General features: G+C 71.6%; 12 protein-coding genes. 9 read left to right on the forward strand and 3 right to left on the reverse strand.

The window, feature by feature from the left end; all coding sequences use genetic code 11:
• Positions 1–80: 80 nt before the first annotated feature.
• Together ACK1X7_RS34530 and ACK1X7_RS34535 are read right to left on the reverse strand one after the other, a co-directional pair.
• Positions 81–698 (reverse strand): hypothetical protein, encoded by a 618-nt coding sequence (locus ACK1X7_RS34530; protein ID WP_385152264.1) that lies wholly within the window; start codon positions 696–698, stop codon positions 81–83.
• Between the two features lie 227 nt (positions 699–925).
• Positions 926–3091, reverse strand: coding sequence for a RecQ family ATP-dependent DNA helicase (locus tag ACK1X7_RS34535; RefSeq protein ID WP_385152267.1), 2166 nt, complete (start codon positions 3089–3091; stop codon positions 926–928).
• 110 nt (positions 3092–3201) lie between these two features.
• Here ACK1X7_RS34535 and ACK1X7_RS34540 point away from each other — a divergent pair, with 110 nt between their 5' ends.
• From ACK1X7_RS34540 to ACK1X7_RS34565, 6 genes are all read left to right on the forward strand, one after another.
• A complete protein-coding gene (locus ACK1X7_RS34540) occupies positions 3202–4701 on the forward strand; it encodes a DUF4192 domain-containing protein (RefSeq protein ID WP_385152270.1) in 1500 nt (499 codons plus the stop codon).
• A 257-nt stretch (positions 4702–4958) separates the two neighbouring features.
• A complete protein-coding gene (locus ACK1X7_RS34545; protein ID WP_413116100.1) occupies positions 4959–5720 on the forward strand; it encodes an NUDIX hydrolase in 762 nt (253 codons plus the stop codon).
• 130 nt (positions 5721–5850) lie between these two features.
• Positions 5851–8052, forward strand: coding sequence for an ATP-binding cassette domain-containing protein (locus ACK1X7_RS34550; RefSeq protein ID WP_385152273.1), 2202 nt, complete (start codon positions 5851–5853; stop codon positions 8050–8052).
• A gap of 206 nt (positions 8053–8258) precedes the next feature.
• Entirely contained in the window at positions 8259–9212 is a 954-nt protein-coding gene (locus ACK1X7_RS34555; protein WP_361498745.1) for a FadR/GntR family transcriptional regulator, read from the forward strand.
• A gap of 461 nt (positions 9213–9673) precedes the next feature.
• Positions 9674–11251 carry an RNA polymerase sigma factor gene (locus ACK1X7_RS34560; protein ID WP_385152276.1) on the forward strand — a complete coding sequence of 526 codons (1578 nt, stop codon included), beginning with the start codon at positions 9674–9676 and terminating at the stop codon, positions 11249–11251.
• A gap of 178 nt (positions 11252–11429) precedes the next feature.
• The gene (locus ACK1X7_RS34565; RefSeq protein ID WP_385151652.1) at positions 11430–12260 is read left to right on the forward strand and encodes a S1 family peptidase; all 831 of its coding nucleotides are present in this window, start codon (positions 11430–11432) and stop codon (positions 12258–12260) included.
• A gap of 162 nt (positions 12261–12422) precedes the next feature.
• Here ACK1X7_RS34565 and ACK1X7_RS34570 read toward each other — a convergent pair whose 3' ends face one another.
• Complete coding sequence (locus ACK1X7_RS34570; protein WP_030842698.1) at positions 12423–12653, reverse strand: DUF7455 domain-containing protein; 231 nt, start codon at positions 12651–12653, stop codon at positions 12423–12425.
• 441 nt (positions 12654–13094) lie between these two features.
• Between ACK1X7_RS34570 and ACK1X7_RS34575 the strand changes: the two genes are divergently transcribed.
• The 3 genes from ACK1X7_RS34575 (at position 13095) to ACK1X7_RS34585 (ending at position 17492) form a co-directional block, all read left to right on the forward strand.
• Complete coding sequence (locus ACK1X7_RS34575; protein ID WP_385151649.1) at positions 13095–15215, forward strand: DNA gyrase/topoisomerase IV subunit B; 2121 nt, start codon at positions 13095–13097, stop codon at positions 15213–15215.
• 220 nt (positions 15216–15435) lie between these two features.
• The gene (locus ACK1X7_RS34580; RefSeq protein ID WP_398159941.1) at positions 15436–15888 is read left to right on the forward strand and encodes a DUF485 domain-containing protein; all 453 of its coding nucleotides are present in this window, start codon (positions 15436–15438) and stop codon (positions 15886–15888) included.
• Positions 15885–17492, forward strand: a complete 1608-nt coding sequence (locus tag ACK1X7_RS34585; RefSeq protein ID WP_413116101.1) for a solute symporter family protein — start codon at positions 15885–15887, stop codon at positions 17490–17492. Before ACK1X7_RS34580 ends, ACK1X7_RS34585 begins: the two co-directional genes overlap by 4 nt.
• Positions 17493–17500: the final 8 nt, after the last annotated feature.

Consider the following 17500-nt stretch of genomic DNA (forward strand, 5'->3'; position numbering starts at 1 on the left):
CGGAGCTGTCCGGCATCCGGACGGACGGAGGTGGCCACGGGCGTCCCGCGACCGGTTGGACGCGGGTGCCCGGCGACCGGTCAGACGGCGGCGGACTGGCTCAGCGCCGTGCGCGCTCCGCGGTGGGGCCGCGGCAGCGCCTTCGGGGCGCCGTCGCCCTCGACGGCCACATCCAAGTCGGTGGGCAGCGAAGCGGAGTGCGGCCGACGGCCGCCCCGCCCCTCGCCCAGGACCTGCCAGCCGTCACGCGTCAGCGTGATGTAGGCGCCGCAGCGCAGGCCGTGCAGGGTGCAGGCGTCGCGCAACCCCCACATCCAGGCGCCGTCCTCGTCCGTCCACCGGCTCTCGCCCTCGCGGCAGTAGAGCAGCACGGCGGTGCGGATCGGTGTGCGGCGCCGCAGATCGTGCGGGATCACCCGGCGCAACTGCGCCAGCAGCGCGTTCCGGAAGTCCCAGCCGTCGACGGCGGCGGCTCGGCGGACGAAGGAGGCGCTCGCCGTGAGCCGTTCATCCGGATCGAGGACCGCGACGACGACGGTCGAGGGCGTCGGCAGATGGCGGCTGTGCAGTCCGGTGACCACCTCGCGTGGATTGCGCAGCAGCGGGATCCCCGCTGCTGCCCACTCGGCGGGCTGGAGCATCCGGCCGACCCGGGAAACGGAATCGGCGGACGGTGGCGGAGCGAAGCCGAAGGTCACGGTCCTCCCTTCGTCTGCGCCCACGGTCCGTGCGAAGGGTCGGGCACGGGCGCGGGCCACGACACAGCCCGACGGACCACGGACGGACCGAGGGCGGGGGAGCTGCGGACAATTCTTGCGGTCGCGCCCGCGTGCGGCAATGAGCAGTTGGTCCCACTGACCGTTTTACCTGGATGTGCGCTCTATATTCCTGACCGGTTCATGCCCCGCCGCAGCCCCGGCCACCCTTACCCCTGCACGGCCAGGACCAGCGGAAACACTCCGGCCGCTCCGGCCCGGCGGAGCAGCCGGGAGGCGACGGCCAGGGTCCAGCCGGTGTCCGCCATGTCGTCCACCAGCAGCACCGGCCCACCCGCCTCGGCAAGGGCCGCCGCCAGCGAGGGCGGCACGGTCAGCGCGCCGTGCAGCGCTCGCAGCCGCTGAGCGCTGTTGGTGCGCGGCACCCGGGTGTCGAATTCGCCGTCGTGGTACGCGACGCTCCCGAGCAGCGGCAACCGGCCAACGGTGGCGATCCGTTCGCCGAGTGTCCGGATCAGCTCCGGGCGGGTGCGCGAGGCGACCGTGACCACGCCCACCGGGCGGTCCGCGGCGTCCGGCGCGCCCGAGGCCCAGCCGCCGGGGCCCTTGGCCCAGTCGGCGAGCACCGTCACCACCGCACCGGCCACATCGTCGGGCACCGGGGCGTCCGGACTCTGCGGGGCCAGCAGCGGCCGCAGCCGGTTTCCCCAGCCGATGTCGGAGAGACGGCCCAGGGCCCGGCCCGGGGCGGCCTGCTCATCCGCCGGAATGCGGCCCTTGAGATCGACGCCCACCGAGGGCAGCCCGGTCGGCCACATACGGCGCGGCTCCACCTCGACACCGGGCCGCCCCAGCTCGCCGCGCGCCGCGTCCAGCGAGGCGTCGGACACCTCGGTGGTGAACCGGGCCTCCGCGCAGTTGTCACAGCGGCCACAGGGCGCCGCCTTCTCATCGTCCAACTGCCGCCGCAGGAACTCCATCCGGCAGTCGCCCGTCGAGGCGTACTCCCGCATAGCCTGCTGCTCGGCCTCCCGCTGGCGCGCCACCCACGCATACCGCTCCGCGTCGTACGCCCAGGGCCGCCCGGTCGCGGTCCAGCCGCCGCGCACACGCCGCACCGCGCCGTCCACATCGAGCACCTTGAGCATGATCTCCAGACGTGACCGCCGCAGCTCGACCTGGGGCTCGAGCGCCGGCAGGGACACCGGCCGGTCCGACGCCGCCAGCACCTCGAGGGTGCGGCGCACCTGCTCCTCGGGCGGGAAGGCGAGCGAGGCGAAATACCGCCAGATCGCCTCGTCCTCGCGACCGGGCAGGAGCAGCACCTCGGCGTGCTCCACACCGCGCCCGGCGCGCCCGACCTGCTGGTAGTAGGCGATGGGGGAGGACGGCGAACCGAGATGCACCACGAAGCCGAGGTCCGGCTTGTCGAAGCCCATGCCCAGCGCGGAGGTGGCGACAAGCGCCTTGACCCGGTTGGCCAGCAGGTCCTCCTCGGCCTGCTGGCGATCCGCGTTCTCCGTCTTGCCGGTGTAGGAGGTGACGGTGTGGCCGCGCTGCCGCAGGAACGCGGTCACCTCCTCGGCCGCGGCGACGGTGAGGGTGTAGATGATCCCCGAGCCCGGCAGCTCATCGAGGTGCTCGGCGAGCCAGGCGAGCCGATGCGCGGCGTCCGGCAGCGGCAGCACGCCCAGCCGAAGGCTCTCCCGGTCCAGCGGCCCGCGCAGCACCAGCGCCCGCGCGGTCCCTTCGCCGGTGCCCAACTGCTCGGCCACATCGGCGGTGACCCGTGCGTTCGCGGTCGCGGTTGTGGCGAGCACGGGCACGCCCTGGGGCAGATCCGCGAGCATGGTGCGCAGCCTGCGGTAATCGGGCCGGAAGTCATGGCCCCAGTCGGAGATGCAGTGCGCCTCGTCGACGACCAGCAGGCCGGTGGCGGCGGCCAACTGTGGCAGCACCTGGTCGCGGAAATCGGGGTTGTTGAGCCGCTCGGGGCTCACCAGCAGCACATCCACCTCGCCCTCGGCCACCTCCGCCTGGATGGTGTCCCACTCCTCGGTGTTCGCGGAATTGATGGTGCGGGCCCGGATACCGGCGCGCGCGGCGGCCTCGACCTGGTTGCGCATCAGCGCGAGCAGCGGAGAGACGATCACGGTCGGACCGCTCCCGCGCTCGCGCAGCAGCGCGGTGGCGACGAAATACACCGCCGACTTGCCCCAGCCGGTGCGCTGCACGACCAGCGCCCGGCGGCGCTCGGCGACCAGCGCCTCGATCGCCCGCCATTGATCTTCCCGGAGCCGGGCGGAGCCGGTGGTGTCCCCGACGAGGCGGGCCAGGACGCGGTCGGCCGAGGTACGCAGATCTTCGTCGCTCATGCCCCCATGCAACCCGATCCCGCCGACATCGCGCCAACGGCCCCGGCAGCCTGTGGATAACGTTATCCACAGGGGTGGCGGGGTCGACGGGGCTGAGGGACCGTCGGGCCATGACTCGACACAACGAATCGGCCGGTCTGCCCGGCGAAGAGCAGGTCACCCTCCGCAGCCCGGCCGAGCTCGCCGATGCCCTGCCCTATGTCCTGGGCTTTCAGCCGGACGACAGCATCGTGATGATCGCGCTGCACGGCTCCCGCGGCCGGTTCGGCGGCAGGCTGAGGCTCGGCATTCCCCGGATCCCGGAGGAGTGGCCCGAAGTCTGCGACCAGCTCGCCGAATGCCTGATCAGCGGCAGCGAGCGGCGTGGCGGGCGCCCGGACGGGGTCGTTCTGTTCCTGTGCCAGGAGCCGGCCGAGGGCGAGTCGGGGGAGGAGGCGATGGAGCGGCTGCGACCCCTCGCACAGCGGCTGCGCACCGCGTGCGGCGGGTTGGAGGTGCCGGTGTTCGAGGCGCTGTGCATCTCCGGCGGCCGGTTCTGGTCGTATGTCTGTCCCGACCGGCGCTGCTGCCCGCCGGAAGGCGTTCCGCTCGCCCTGCCCGGCACCTCGGTCATGGCCGCGGCGGCGACGTTCGCGGGGGTCCAGGTGCGCGGCTCGCTGCGCGAGATGGAGGCCAGGCTCGCCCCGCTCGGCGCACCCCGGGCCGACGGGCAGGAGCGGGCGCTGGACGCGGCCGGGGCCGAGCTCGTGCCAAGGATCCTGGATGGCGGTGAGTCCACGACGGTGTGTGAGCAAACCCTCGGTCTGGTGGGCCGGATGCTGGACACCTTCCAGGCCGCGCCGTCGGCCGCCGACGCGTGTGCTGCCGATCTCCACGATGACCGGCTGCTCGACGATCAGGAGGCGGCTGCGGTGATCATCGGATTGCAGGACCGGCGGACGCGGGACCGGGCGGCCGGGTGGATGGAGGAAGTGGACGCAGACGCGGCGCTGCGGCTGTGGCGCGCGCTGGCCCGTCGCTGCGTCGGCTCCTACGGGGAGCACGCGGCGGCGCCGCTCACCCTGGCGGGGTGGGTCGCCTGGTCGGCGGGTGATGAGCTCACGGCACGGGTGGCGCTCGGCCGTGCCCTGCGGGTCGATCCCGACTACCTCTTCGCCAGGCTGCTGCACCAGGCGTGCAATGAGGGGGTCCATCCGAAGCTGCTGCGGCGGTGCCTCCGGCGGGAGGACTCCGGCGCCGGGCGTGCCGACCTCGCCGACCGTGCCGACCGCGCTGTGCACGCGGCAGTCCACGCGGAGTTGGAGAGGCTCGGCGACCTGGCGGACGCCGAGCCGTTGGAGACGACCGGACCGGTCGAGTCGGAGTTGGAGGAGCCGGCGGAGACGGAGGAACTGGCGGAGTTGGAGGAGTCGGCGGAGGCGGAGGAACTGGCGGAAACGGAAGCCAAGGGAGAGCGGGAGTCTGTGCGGGAGTGGCCGGGCGGGACGGTGGGCCCGGGTGGGAAGAGCGGCCCAGCCGGAACGGCCGCCCCGGGTGGCAGGCGTCGTCCGGAAGGGCGGCCGCGAGCGCGGCGCCGGACCGGTGGACGGGGGGCGCGCAGCCGCCGCTGACCCGGACCGGCGGGAGGGCCGTGGGCTGAGGGCCAGGGGGCGACGGGGAGCCCTGTAACGGGGCCTGGGGTGGACGGCCGGTGGGCGGACCGGTGAGTGGGCCGGGGTGCGGTGATCCGGGGCGTGGGGCGGCTCGGAGGCGTTCGGAAGGAGGTGCGGGATTCGCGCAGGCGAGCGCTTGAGAGAGCGATTTCCCGAACATTGGTGATCATGCTCAAGAGCCTGATTATCGTCAGGCAGACGACTATGATCGCGTCATGCCCTACGACCCGTCGGCCTTTCCGGCGTTCGCCGTCACCGTTGATCTGGTCGTGCTCACTGTGCGGCGGCATTCGCTGTGTGCGCTGGCCGTCCGACGCGGGGAGGCGCCCTTCAAGGGGCGGTGGGCGCTGCCCGGCGGTTTCGTCCGGGCCGATGAGGATCTCGCCGCCGCCGCTGCCAGGGAGCTGGCCGAGGAGACCGGGCTGCTCGCCCATGACCCCACGCTTCCGGTCTCTCCGAACGCCGCCCATCTCGAGCAGCTCGCCACCTACGGCGATCCGAAGCGGGACCCCCGCATGCGCGTGGTCAGCGTGGCGCACCTCGCGCTGGCGCCCGATCTGCCCGCGCCCCGGGCCGGAGGCGACGCGCACAGCGTGCGCTGGGCCCCGGTCGGCTCGCTGCTCGACCAGGACGGGGCGTTCGGCCGCGACAGTGATCTGGCCGCCCCGCTCGCCTTCGACCATGCCCGCATCCTCGCGGACGGGGTCGAGCGCGCCCGCTCGAAGATCGAGTACTCCTCGCTGGCCACCGCCTTCTGCCCGCAGGAGTTCACGGTCGGCGAGCTGCGCCGGGTGTACGAGGCGGTGTGGGGCGTGGCCCTGGACCCGCGCAACTTCCACCGCAAGGTCACCGGCACCCCGGGATTCCTGGTGCCCACCGGCGGTACGACGACCCGTCAGGGCGGCCGTCCCGCTCAGCTCTTCCGGGCCGGAGGAGCGACGCTGCTCAATCCGCCCATGCTCCGTCCCGAGGTGTGACGAGCCATGACACGACGAATCCACAGGAGAGCTATGTCCCGAAGAAATAGGACATAGCGGGTTAACGTGCTCCGGTACGCCACCAGTCCCCACGTGCCGTCGAGCGGTTCCATGCCCCGCGGGAGAAGCCATGATCCAGGCCACCGGACTGACCAGCACCCCCCGCCGCAACCAACCGCCCGTTGTCGACGACCTCACCTTCGAGGCCCCGGCGGGCCGGGTCACCGCACTGCTCGGCGGCCCCGGCGCGGGCAAGACCACCGCGCTGCGGCTTCTGCTGCAGCTCGACCGGGGCCATGGCTCCGCCTTCTTCCGGGGCCGCCCCCTGCACCGCATCCGGCGCCCGGCTCATGAGATCGGCGTTCTCCTCGAGGATGTCCCCGGTCACCCCGGCCGCACCGTGCGGGGGCATCTGAGGATGCTCGGTGCCGCGGCCGGGGTGCCCGCCGCACGCGCCGATGTGGTGCTCGACGTGGTCGGCCTCACCGATCTGGCGGACGAGCGTCTCGGTGATCTGTCGACCGGCGCGGAGCGTCGTCTCGGGATCGCCATCGCTCTTCTCGGGGACCCGCACACCCTGGTGCTCGACGAGCCCGCACGGGGCCTGTCGGCCCGGGAGACCGCCTGGCTCTACGGGCTGCTGCGCCAATTCGCCGCCCATGGCGGCGCCGTCCTCGTCGCCACCGAGGACGCCGAGGGCGCCATCCGCGTCGCGGACCAGGTGCTCACCCTGGAGTCGGGCCGGCTGGTGGCCGATCAGCCGGTGGACGAGTTCGCCCACACCCGGCTGCGCCCCCGTGTCGTGGTCCACTCCCCGCTCGTCGGCCGGCTCGCCGCCGTCCTGGAGGAGGAGGTCCACGCCGCCCGTCAGCTTGCCGAGGCCAAGGCGGAGGAGGAGGCCCGGGCCGCGGCCGAGCTCGCGGCCAAGGCCGAGGCGGCACAGGCCGACGCTGCCCCGTCCGATGTCGCCGAAGGGGTCGAGGCCGCCAAGGCCGAGGGTGCCGGGTCCAAGGTCAGGAAGAGGGCGATCTGGCGCAAGGCCAGGAAGGCCCAGCCCGCCGCCCGTGGCGCCGCTGCCGGGGCCGAGGCGACCAAGGCCACCCCGGAGGCCGCGGCCAGCGACAAGGCGGCCCAGCCGGATGACATGGCGGTCCAGCCGGATGGCCAGGCGGCCAAGTCGGGTGGCAAGACCGCCAAGTCGGACAAGGCGAAGAAGGCTGCCCCAGCCCCTGCCCCCGCCCCCGCCGTCCCTGTCCCCGCCCCCGCTGCCGACGCCGATGCGGCCGCCGCGCGGACCCGGGCCGTGGCCGGGAACGAGGCCGAGGAGGAGCCGGTCGCCGCGCCCGCCGACCCGTTCTCCGTGGTGCGGGACGACGACACCCACATCTCCGTCTACGGCCTGTCCCCCGCCTCCGTCGGGGAGACCGCCTACCGCCACGGCATCGTGGTCCACCGGCTGGTCGAGGAGACCGCGGATCTGGGCCCGGGCACCGTCGCGGGCGCCCGCGCCCGCGACCCCGAGGCGCCCCCGCTGCGCCTGCTCCCCAAGCTCCGCTTCCCCGGCCCCGCCTGGCCGATGCGCTACGAACTGCGCCGCACCACCGGCGTACGGACCGGCTGGCTGATCGGCGTCGCCGCCATCGTCGCCTCCCTCCTCGCCTCCGTGCTGCTCGCCCGCGCGGGTGGCGTCGGGGAACTGCACCGGCTCACCGGCTGGCCCGCCGACCTCCCGCTGCCTCCCGTCGCCATCGCGGCAGGTCTTCTGGGAGCCCTCGCCTTCGGCGACGAGTTCCGCTTTCCGGCACTGGCCGCGACGCGGGACGCCGTGCCCCGACGGCTCGGGCTGCTGGCCGCCAAATTCGCGGTCTGCGCGGCCGGTGCCGTCCTGCTGTCGCTCGGCGTCATCGTGCTCGACAGCGCGGCGCTCCTGCTGCTCGTCGGCGGCAACGCGGTACCGCTGCCGGGCGACTGGCCGGAGCTGGTGGTCGGCGTCTTCGGACTGACCATCGGCTCGTCGTGGGCCGGGCTGCTGGCCGCCGGAGTCTTCCGGTCCACCGCGCTAGGGCTGGCCACCTTGCTCGCCGTGCCGATCCTGGCGGTGCCCGTCGTCCAGCGTGCGGCGGAGGATCCGTCGCTGCGTTCGCTGGTCATGCTGCCGCACCGGCTGCGCGCGGCGACGCTGGACCGGCCGCCGTCCATGATCGACCGAGGGCTGGCGGTCGCGCTGCGGCTCGCCTCCCAACCGGTCGGACAGGCCCTGATGTTGTCCGTCGCCGTCCTGCTGTGTGCCTACGCCCTCACCGGTCTGCGCGGCAGGAGCACTCGCCAGTAACACCCACCCCACCCACCCCGGGCCGGGCCCCCGGGCTGGGTGGGATGGGCCCGGCCCGCCGGTCGCCCGGCCCGTGCGGAGCCAGTGGATCAGGCCCGAAGTGGATTCGCACACCCATAGCGCGAACTGCTCGCAACTCCCCGCAGCATGCTTCTTTCTGTCCGATTGAGCGTCAATTATGAGGTAATGGGCGATCACCCTTTCGTGTGCTTTTCACCAAAGACCTCAAGGGCTTCCGAGGCGTCGCCGACAAAGGATGCGTGAGTACCCTTGCGCACACCACGATGACCGCGGCTCGCCCCGCCGACTCCGGCCTGGCCGGTTCGGGCGAGCTTGACCGCTACTCCTACGCCGACGCCCCCGGCGCCGGCCGCGGCAGCGCCCCCTCCGCCTGGGACGGCGCCGAGGCAGAGATCGGCCGGGTGGGCCGACGCGCGGCCGGCAACCGGGGCCGCGGGCTGCACGGCCAACTCGTACAGCAGCTCGGCCAGATGATCGTCTCCGGCGACCTGGGCGCGGACCGTCCGCTCGTCCCCGAGGAGATCGGACAGCGCTTCGAGGTCTCCCGCACCGTCGTACGGGAATCGCTGCGCGTCCTCGAGGCCAAGGGCCTGGTCAGCGCCCGCCCCAATGTGGGCACCCGGGTCCGTCCGGTCAGCGACTGGAATCTGCTCGATCCGGACATCATCGAGTGGCGCGCCTTCGGCCCACAGCGCGACGACCAGCGCCGCGAGCTGTGCGAGCTGCGCTGGACCATCGAGCCGCTGGCCGCCCGGCTCGCCGCCGGGCACGGCCGCGAGGAGGTGCAGCAGCGGCTCGCCGACATGGTCGAGATCATGACCCATGCGCTGACACAGGGTGACACCCTCACCTTCTCCCGCGCCGACGCCGAGTTCCACGCCCTGCTGCTACAGGTCGGGGGCAACCGGATGCTGGAGCACCTGGCGGGCATCGTCGCCGCCGCGCTCCACGTCTCCGGGGCGCCCGTCTCCGGCTGCGACCGCCTCACCGAGGCGGGCGTCGCCCACCACCGCCGGATCGTGGAGGCGATCGGCGAGGGCGATGCCGCGGCGTCCGAGGCGGCGATGCGCCAGTTGCTGACCGTCCACCCGGATCTCGATCATGCCGAGGTCGGGGTGCCCGCGCCGCGCGAGCACTGATCCGTCGGCGCGTCCGGTGCCCGGATCCCCGGGCGTCCGGAGCGTGCCGCGTACGACGTACGGCGAGGCGGTGTCAGTAGGCGGCGAGTGCCGGCCCGATGGATGCCGTACGGCGTACGAGAGGGCGTCGCCGGATCCCGCGCCGCGGGTTCGGCGGCGCGGCGCGACCGATCGGTCGGCACCGTACGGCTCCCATCGGTGCACGACCGGGAGTTTTCTGTCCCGTTGGATGGGCATTAAGACCGTTATGGGGTGTGACTCGGGCCACGAGTATTGGGCGTAACGCTCTTTGGGGTAGCGCGATGATTAAAGAGGTGGCAGCCGCGGAGGGAATACGGATGTCGCTCGTAACGCTGTACTCCTCCGCACTCCGCCCGCGCCGTCGGTTCATCCCTGCCGGCGGTCGTCGGCTCCGGTCCCCACCGGACTGAGCCGGAAGCCGTTTCCAACGTTCCGAGAGGTTGTTCGTGTCGGCCAGCACATCCCGTACGCTCCCGCCGGAGATCGCCGAGTCGGAGTCTGTCATGGCGCTCATCGAGCGGGGAAAGGCTGAGGGGCAGATCGCAGGCGACGATGTGCGCCGGGCCTTCGAGGCTGACCAGATTCCGCCAACCCAGTGGAAGAACGTACTGCGCAGCCTCAACCAGATCCTCGACGAGGAGGGTGTGACGCTGATGGTCAGTGCCGCAGAAGCGCCCAAGCGCACCCGCAAGAGCGTCGCAGCGAAGAGCCCGGCAAAGCGCACCGCCACCAAGACTGTCGCGGCCAAGACGGTCACCGCCAAGAAGGCCCCCACAGCCCCGGCCATCCCATCGGCGGACGCCGGCGACATCCCGGCCGACGAGGCCATGGCGTCCCCCGCGAAGAAGGCCGCCGCCAAGAAGGCCACGGCCAAGAAGACGGTCGCCAAGAAGACCACCGCGGCCGCCGCCAAGAAGACGGTCGCGAAGAAGACCACCGCCAAGAAGGACGTCACCGACGAGCTTCTCGAGGCCGACGAGGTCATCGAGGAGGCCGCACCGGGCAAGCCCGGTCCCGAGGGTGCCGAGGCCGAGCCCGAGAACGCGGGCTTCGTGCTCTCCGACGAGGACGAGGACGACGCCCCCGCGCAGCAGGTCGCCGCGGCCGGTGCCACGGCCGACCCGGTCAAGGACTACCTCAAGCAGATCGGCAAGGTCCCGCTGCTCAACGCCGAGCAGGAGGTCGAGCTCGCCAAGCGCATCGAGGCCGGTCTGTTCGCCGAGGACAAGCTCGCCAACTCGGACAAGCTGGCCCCCAAGCTCAAGCGCGAGCTGGAGATCATCGCCGAGGACGGCCGCCGCGCCAAGAACCACCTCCTGGAGGCCAACCTCCGTCTGGTGGTCTCCCTGGCCAAGCGCTACACGGGCCGCGGCATGCTCTTCCTGGACCTCATCCAGGAGGGCAACCTCGGTCTGATCCGCGCCGTCGAGAAGTTCGACTACACCAAGGGCTACAAGTTCTCCACGTATGCCACCTGGTGGATCCGTCAGGCGATCACCCGCGCCATGGCCGACCAGGCCCGCACCATCCGTATCCCGGTGCATATGGTCGAGGTCATCAACAAGCTGGCGCGCGTCCAGCGCCAGATGCTCCAGGACCTGGGCCGCGAGCCCACCCCGGAGGAGCTGGCCAAGGAGCTCGACATGACCCCCGAGAAGGTCATCGAGGTCCAGAAGTACGGCCGTGAGCCGATCTCGCTGCACACCCCGCTGGGCGAGGACGGCGACAGCGAGTTCGGTGACCTCATCGAGGACTCCGAGGCGGTCGTCCCGGCCGACGCGGTCAGCTTCACCCTGCTCCAGGAGCAGTTGCACTCCGTGCTCGACACGCTCAGCGAGCGTGAGGCGGGCGTGGTCTCGATGCGCTTCGGCCTCACCGACGGCCAGCCGAAGACCCTCGACGAGATCGGCAAGGTCTACGGCGTGACGCGTGAGCGCATCCGTCAGATCGAGTCCAAGACGATGTCGAAGCTGCGCCACCCGTCCCGCTCCCAGGTCCTCCGGGACTACCTGGACTGATGCGGACCGCCGCCGCATAACCGAAGCGGTACAGCAGCGCGAAGGCCGGGCCCCTCGAGGGGCCCGGCCTTCGCGCTGCGTCGGCGCCATGTTCCCCGCTTGGCCCACTCGGGATGCGGTTTGCGACATAGGGGGTAACTCTGAGTGTGCGAGACGCTCCGTATGGTCAGGAGGCTGCATGCGTACGTCGCTCCGCTCGCTCCTCGTCGTCCTGGTGGTGCCGCTGGCCGCCGCGCTCGCGATGGTGCTCACCGCACCCGCTCCGGCGACGGCCGACCGTGTCGTGATCGGCGGGCATCCGGCCCGTACGGTCGAGGCGCCCTGGACGGTGGCCCTGGCCAGCCGTGCGCTCTTCGGGGAGAAGAGGTCGGGCCAGTTCTGCGGCGGGGCGGTGGTGGGGCCCACGACGGTCGTCACGGCGGCCCACTGTCTGAGCCGTGGGGTGCTCGGCATGGACTGGCGGCAGGTCAAGGACCTCAGGGTGATCATCGGCCGCAATGACCTGCGGAAGAGCAACGGGGTGGAGTACCCGACGGCGCGGGTGTGGGTCAATCCGGCGTACGAGGGCGACAACAGGGGCGGGGACATCGCGGTCCTCACCCTGGGGGTCGCGGTGCCGGCGGCGTACACCATCCCCATGGCGGGCAGCGGCGACCGGGCGTACCGGCCGGGGGAAAAGGCCGCGGTGTACGGCTGGGGCGATACGCGGGGCGATGGCAGCTATGCGTCGGCGCTGCGCACGGCGTCCGTGCAGGTGCTGGCCGACACGGTCTGCGAGCGGGCCTATCCGGGCAACGCGGAGGGGGATTACGACCCGCGGTCCATGGTCTGCGCGGGGCTGCCGGACGGGGGTCGGGACGCCTGTCAGGGGGACAGCGGAGGGCCGCTGGTCGCCCGGGGGCGGCTGGTGGGCCTGGTGTCCTGGGGCAGTGGATGCGCGGTGGCGGGGCGGCCCGGGGTCTACACGAGGATCTCGGCGGTGGCCGATCTGGTGGCCGCCCATGGCTGATGCGAAGCCCCGCGATGGGGGTGAATGCGGAGCCCCGGAGGGCCCGTGGGGTGGTGCGGACGGGCCCACGGAACGAGCGTGGGCGGCCGCCCCACTCGGGGGCAGACCGCCCGGGATCCGGCCCTGGGCCGGCGTCGCTCGTCGTCGTGTGGGTGTGAGGCGTCAGCGTTCGTCGTCGGACGCGGACGCCGGAGCTGCGGTGAGCCGCTCGGTCTCGTCCTGTATTTCCGCGGCGATCTTCTTGAGTTCCGGCTCGAACTTGCGCCCGTGATGGGCGCAGAAGAGCAGTTCACCACCGCTGATCAGCACCACGCGCAGGTACGCCTGGGCGCCGCAGCGGTCGCAGCGGTCAGCGGCCGTCAACGGGCTCGCGGGGGTCAGAACAGTAGTCACGTCGCCTCTTCTCTAGCTCGACGAGCTGTCGTACCAGGGTCAACATCCAACCAGCCTGAAATCGTTCCCGCTCGTGGCTTTTTCCCAAAAATTGCTTCTGAGTAGGCCGGATGGTGACGTTTGGCGGCGAATGAGCCGTATTGCCTAGCTTTGGTGTATCGAGTCGTTTGTCTGGTTCACCCTCCCGGCCGGGTTGCCGGTTGTGAATGATGACGTGCCCGGAGCCTAAATGGTTCATGCCTGAAAGGGAACGTGATGTGTGCGTCACCCCCGCCGGATATCGAACGTACGAGCGAAACGGTGGCGGGTGCGACTAGCATGGACGTTTCAACGGGTGGCGGCACAAAGGCTCTATCAGGCCCCAGTACGCTCTGACGGGCGACCATGCCACCATCGTGCCCATTGCTGGGCCAACAAGAAATTCAGCGAGGAGCGAACCGCGTGACCGCCGACACGTCCGTGCCGTCCACTGCGCTGCTGACCGGAGCAGACCGGGGCGGCTCCAACTACACCGCGCGGCACCTTCTCGTCCTCGAGGGGCTCGAGGCAGTGCGCAAGCGCCCTGGCATGTACATCGGCTCGACCGACAGCCGTGGCCTCATGCACTGCCTCTGGGAGATCATCGACAACTCGGTGGACGAGGCCCTGGGCGGCTTCTGCGACCACATCGAGGTGATCCTCCACGAAGACGGCTCCGTGGAGGTGCGCGACAACGGCCGGGGCATTCCGGTGGACGTCGAGCCCAAGACCGGGCTGTCCGGCGTCGAGGTCGTGATGACCAAGCTGCACGCCGGCGGGAAGTTCGGCGGCGGCTCGTACGCGGCCTCCGGCGGTCTGCACGGCGTCGGCGCCTCCGTGGTGAACGCGCTGTCCGCCCGCCTCGACGTGGAGGTGGACCGCGGCGTGACCCACGCGATCAGCTTCCGCCGCGGCGTCCCCGGGATCTTCACCGAATCCGGGCCGGACGCTCCGTTCGACCCGTCCAGCGGCCTCCTCAAGGGCAAGAGGGTTCCCAAGACCCGCACCGGCACCCGCATCCGCTACTGGGCGGACCGCCAGATCTTCCTCAAGGACGCCAAGCTCTCCCTGGAGACGCTGTACGCCCGCGCCCGGCAGACCGCGTTCCTGGTGCCGGGGCTGACCCTGGTCGTCCGGGACGAGCGGGCCCTGGAGGGGCGGGAGGGGCCGGTCGAGGAGACCTTCCGCTACGACGGGGGGATCAGCGAGTTCTGCGAGTACCTCGCCCAGGACAAGGCCGTCTGCGATGTGCTGCGGCTGTCCGGGCAGGGCAGCTTCAAGGAGACCGTGCCGGTTCTCGACGAGCGCGGCCATATGACGCCGACCGAGGTCACCCGCGACCTGGGCGTCGACATCGCGCTGCGGTGGGGCACCGGATACGACGCGACCGTGAAGTCGTTCGTCAACATCATCGCGACCCCGAAGGGCGGCACCCATGTCGCCGGCTTCGAGCGCGCGATCGCCAGGACGGTCAACGAGGCGCTGCGCTCCGCAAAGCTGCTGCGCGTCGCCGAGGACGACGTCGTCAAGGACGACGCCATGGAGGGCCTGACGGCGGTGGTGACCGTCCGGCTGGCCGAGCCGCAGTTCGAGGGCCAGACCAAGGAGGTGCTGGGCACCTCGGCGGCCTCCCGGATCGTGGCCAATGTGGTCTCCAAGGAGCTCAAGGAGTTCCTGACCTCCTCCAAGCGGGATGCCAAGCAGCAGGCCCGTGCCGTCCTGGAGAAGGTCGTGGCCGCGGCCCGTACGCGCATCGCGGCCCGTCAGCACAAGGAGGCGCAGCGCCGTAAGACCGCGCTGGAGTCCTCCTCGCTGCCCGCGAAGCTGGCCGACTGCCGCAGTGACGACGTGGGCCGCAGTGAGCTGTTCATCGTCGAGGGGGACTCGGCGCTGGGTACGGCCAAGCTGGCCCGGAACTCCGAGTTCCAGGCGCTGCTGCCGATCCGCGGCAAGATCCTCAACGTCCAGAAGTCGTCGATCTCGGACATGCTCAAGAACGCCGAGTGCGGCGCGATCATCCAGGTGATAGGGGCCGGGTCGGGCCGGACCTTCGACATCGACCAGGCGCGCTACGGCAAGGTGATCTTCCTCGCCGACGCCGATGTCGACGGCGCGCACATCCGCTGTCTGCTGCTCACCCTCTTCCAGCGCTATATGCGGCCGATGGTCGAGCAGGGACGGGTCTTCTCGGCGGTGCCGCCGCTGCACCGGGTGGAGCTGGTGAACCCCAAGCGGGGGCAGAGCAAGTACGTCTACACCTACTCCGACCAGGAGCTCCAGGAGACGCTGCTGGACCTCCAGCGCCGCGAGGTCCGCTACAAGGACGGCATCCAGCGCTACAAGGGTCTGGGTGAGATGGACGCCGACCAGCTCGCGGAGACCACGATGGACCCGCGCCACCGCACCCTGCGGCGCATCAACATCAGCGACCTGGAGGCCGCCGAGCGCGCCTTCGACCTGCTCATGGGCAATGAGGTCGCGCCCCGTAAGGAGTTCATCACCAACTCGGCGGCGACCCTGGACCGGTCGCGCATCGACGTCTGACGCCCGGCCCGTCATCACGGCCGGTTCGGCGGGGTCTCCCACTGGGGAGGCCCCGTCGGCGTTTTCCCGCCCGGCCCGCTTCCGGAGCGCCGGTTCCGGACTGTTCATCACCTGAGTCACCTGATGGGGTGAACGTCCGGTATTGAAGGGTCCTGGATCTTTCTGGTCTGCCCATCCTTGGTCACGCGGCGAATGCGGCGGTGAACAAGGAGTGTTCGGGGTGGACATGCACAACGCTCGCGATAGGGGAGCGGCGCGGGTGGAAGATCCGTGGTACGACACGCTCGCGTCCGGCTGGGGCGAGCCGGACGACACGGACAGCGGAACTCGGCGCGCGCGGCCGCCCGCCGCCCGGGAGGTCTACACGGAGGTGCACGGCAGCGCCGCGTTCCAGGAGGTGCGCCGGCGCTACCGCCGGTTCGTCTTCCCGGCGGTCGCCGCGTTCCTCCTCTGGTACCTCGCCTATGTCGTCGCGGCGACCACCGCCCCCGGTCTGATGGCCCGCCCGGTCGTGGGCACGCTCAATGTGGCGATGGTCGCGGGGCTCGGGCAGTTCGCCACCACCTTCCTGCTGACCTGGGCGTACGCCCGGCACGCACGGCTGCGCCGGGACCGGGTCGCGCTCGAACTGCGCTGGGTGACGCAGGAGATGATGCGGGGGCGCGGCCGGTGACCGGCGATCAGCGGAGCCTGGCGCTGCTGCTCTTCGGCGCCTTCGTGGCGGCCACCTTGGGGATCACCACCTGGGCGGGGCGCCGACGGCACCGCTCGCCGGAGGAGTTCTACGCGGGCGGGCGGCTGTTCTCCCCGATAGAGAACGGCTTCGCCATCGCGGGTGACTACATGTCCGCCGCCTCCTTCCTCGGCGTCTCCGGGCTCATCGCGCTCTTCGGCTACGACGGGGTGCTCTACTGCGTGGGCTTCTTCGTGGCCTGGCTGGTGGTCCTGCTGCTGGTGGCCGAACTCGTCCGCAACTGCGGCCGGTTCACCCTGGCCGATGTGCTGGCCGCCCGGATGCGGGAGCGCCCGGTCCGGATCGCCGCGGGCGTCTCCTCGGTCACGGTCTGTGTGCTCTATCTCGTGGCCCAGATGGTCGGCGCGGGCAGTCTGGTCGCCCTGCTGATCGGGGAGACGGGCGGCCGTGCCCGTGCCTGGACGGTGATCGGTGTGGGCACCCTGATGGTGGTCTTCGTGGCGCTGGGCGGGATGCGGGCCACGACCTGGATCCAGATCGTGAAGGCCGTGCTGCTGATGGGCGGGGCGATCGCGCTGACCACCCTGGTGCTCATCCGCTTCCGCGGCGATCTGGACGCCCTGCTCGGCACCGCGGCGCGCAACAGCGGACATGGCGTGGACTTCCTCGCCCCCGGGCTCACCTACGGCGGCGGCTGGACCGCCCGGCTGGACTTCATGAGCCTCGGCCTGGCGCTGGTACTGGGCACCGCCGGGCTGCCGCACATCCTCTCGCGCTTCTACACCGTGCCCACCGCCCGCGCCGCCCGCCGCTCGGTGATCTGGTCCATCGGGCTGATCGGCGGCTTCTACCTGATGACGATCGTGCTCGGCTTCGGCGCGGCGGCCGTGCTGGGTACCGATGCCGTACGGGCCTCCAACGCCGCCGGGAACACGGCCGTTCCACTGCTCGCGCTCGATCTCGGCGGCGGCGCCGGATCGACCGGGGGCACGGTGCTGTTCGCGGTCGTCGCCGCCATCGCCTTCGCCACCATCCTCGCCGTCGTCGCCGGGATCACCCTCGCCTCCTCGGCCTCCGTCGCCCATGACCTGTATGGCGCGCTGAGCCGAAGGGCGGGCCGCACACCGCGCGGCGAGGTGGTGGTCGCGCGGATCGCCGCGGTGGGGATCGGGGCGGCCGCGATCGGGCTCGGGCTGCTCGCCGACGACCTCAATGTGGCGTTCCTGGTGGGGCTCGCGTTCGCCGCCGCCGCGTCGGCGAACCTCCCGGTGCTGCTGTACTCGCTGTTCTGGCGGCGGTTCACCGCGCGTGGCGCGGTGTGGTCGGTCTACGGGGGGCTGCTTCCGGCGGTGGTGCTGGTGGTGTTCTCCCCGGTGGTCTCCGGTGGCCGGGACGCGATCTTCTCCGGGGTGGACTTCCACCTCTTCCCGCTACAGAACCCGGGCCTGGTCTCGGTGCCCCTCGGGTTCCTCGCGGGCTGGCTCGGAACGGTCACCTCACCCGCCCCCGCCGACGTCCCCGGACATGCCGCCAAGCACGCCGAGACGGAGGTGCGGGCCCTCACCGGAGCGGGCGCGGCCTGACAAGCAGG

The sequence above is a fragment of the Streptomyces sp. CY-1 genome (assembly GCF_047218265.1).
Classification (GTDB): domain Bacteria; phylum Actinomycetota; class Actinomycetes; order Streptomycetales; family Streptomycetaceae; genus Streptomyces; species Streptomyces niphimycinicus.